The following is a 1,693-nucleotide window of genomic DNA, read 5'->3' on the forward strand; positions in this document are numbered from 1 at the left end:
CCGGTTCGGGTTCGGGCTCCGGTTCGGGTTCGGGCTCCGGCTCGGGCTCAGGTTCGGGCTCCGGCTCTTTAGCGTTAAGCGTGGTAACAGTAGTGGCCAGTGCTTGTTGATCTGCTTCTTGTGCACCCTCTGCGATGGCGAACACGACTTGCGATAGCGTCAGGGCACCGCTGTCAATCTTACCTACCCAGTAATCGTGGCCATTCTGATCAGGCTCTCGGTCAAATAATGTATGGTAAATCATCTCCACTCGAGCGGAGTTGGTGAGATCTCCATACATCTCCGTGCTTTCTGAAGAGTTTCCAAATGCCTGGATGACATTGGAGAGACTGCCATCCGAAGCTTTAAGCTCTTGAATCCAGAATGTCCGGCCTTCTTCATCCGAGGCGCGACCGTAATAGCCTGCATACAGCACATCGATGAGTTCACCATAGGTAGCATCGAGAGCGTCTTCGATATGCTGTGAAAGGGTATCAAGGTCATCACCTTGAGCAGCATTACCAATGTGGCGTGCAACGGTGGTTAGCGAACTACCAGCTTCAAGCTGTGCTGTCCAATAGTCCAGGCCAGATTTTTCCGGTTCTCTATTGAAAAGATGCTGGTAGACTGTCGCAATTTTTTCGCTGGACGATAGGTCATCAAACAAGTCAGAAAATATTTTGGATTGCGTCAGTGAAGCACCTAGTGCGTCGGAGCTGTCTTCATCTTCCTGGTTTGCCCAGTGAAGAAAGCCTCTCCAGTCCGCGGGCCGATCGTTGACGGCGAGGTAAAGCAGCTGAATATCAGTAGATGAGGTAAAAATAGACATTATTAGGTCTCATTATTTATTGAAAATATAAAATGGATCCCAAGCAGCGTGGTGTGCATGTGACAAGGCTGCGGTTTTTAGTGTAGCGATTTATTCACTCTGTATCTACTGCTTTTGGTTTTTCGTGAACTATTCGAATGATTTTAACTTGTTGTTTTTAAATGTTTTTATTTTTTATGCATCTGTCAGTGCCTGGGTTTCGGCGCTGTGTAGTGGCGATGGACGCTTGGGTCCGTCCATGGGAGGGTGGATGGTTTTGCCCACCGAAACAGTGGGCACCCCGTTAAGACATATACCTGAATCCGTGAGACCAGCCCCCAGAAATGCTTCTAACCTACTGAACTGCATGGCAATATAGCGAATATCGCCATTCACCCAGATAGTGCCATACCCAACGTCAAGTTCCGTGCCAGTCGTCGCACCCTCACCAGCCACGCCGGGCTGTCCATCATCGGGCAGTGCTTCGAGATCGCTGGCGTCGATAGCATCGACGGGCGCTTCCCCACCACGCTGGGCATGCGCACCAGCGATGTGGTCAAAAGCTACCTGGGCCTGCTGTGTCTGGGCATCGCACCTGGCCCTGCTCGAACGGCAACGTCAGGCCTTTGCCGACGCGGGGCGCCGGCTCGACTATGTCGTCAAATGGAACCCCCGTGGCTCGGCCACGGCTGATCGAGATACCTGGCTGGCGGTGGCGACGGACTATTGGCAAGAACTACGTCCCGGCAAGCGCCAGGCGCTGTGGACACAGACCGTCTCGATCCACGATGGCAAGATCGAATACGTCGTCCAGCGCGTGATGCGCCTGGTGGAACGCACCGCCGATCGCGATGGCCAACTCCTGGTAAGCGTCCATTCCGCGACGTTCTGCCACCCCGCTAAAAT

2 protein-coding genes and 1 pseudogene are annotated in these 1,693 nt (G+C 53.1%); 1 reads left to right on the plus strand and 2 read right to left on the minus strand.

The annotated features are described in order from the left end of the window. Both INT19_RS03690 and INT19_RS03695 read right to left on the minus strand, forming a co-directional pair. Window positions 1–808: DUF4214 domain-containing protein (locus INT19_RS03690; protein ID WP_193059769.1), on the minus strand; the 808-nt coding region annotated here is incomplete at its 3' end. Between the two features lie 174 nt (window positions 809–982). Continuing rightward, the gene (locus INT19_RS03695) at window positions 983–1,243 is read right to left on the minus strand and encodes a hypothetical protein (protein ID WP_193059770.1); all 261 of its coding nucleotides are present in this window, start codon (window positions 1,241–1,243) and stop codon (window positions 983–985) included. Window positions 1,244–1,376: 133 nt separating this feature from the next. On the opposite strand from INT19_RS03695, the pseudogene INT19_RS03700 reads away from it, so the two are divergent. Next, window positions 1,377–1,693: pseudogene (locus tag INT19_RS03700) on the plus strand (hypothetical protein); the annotation flags it as partial.

Source organism: Halomonas sp. 3A7M (assembly GCF_014897875.1).
Lineage (GTDB): Bacteria > Pseudomonadota > Gammaproteobacteria > Pseudomonadales > Halomonadaceae > Vreelandella.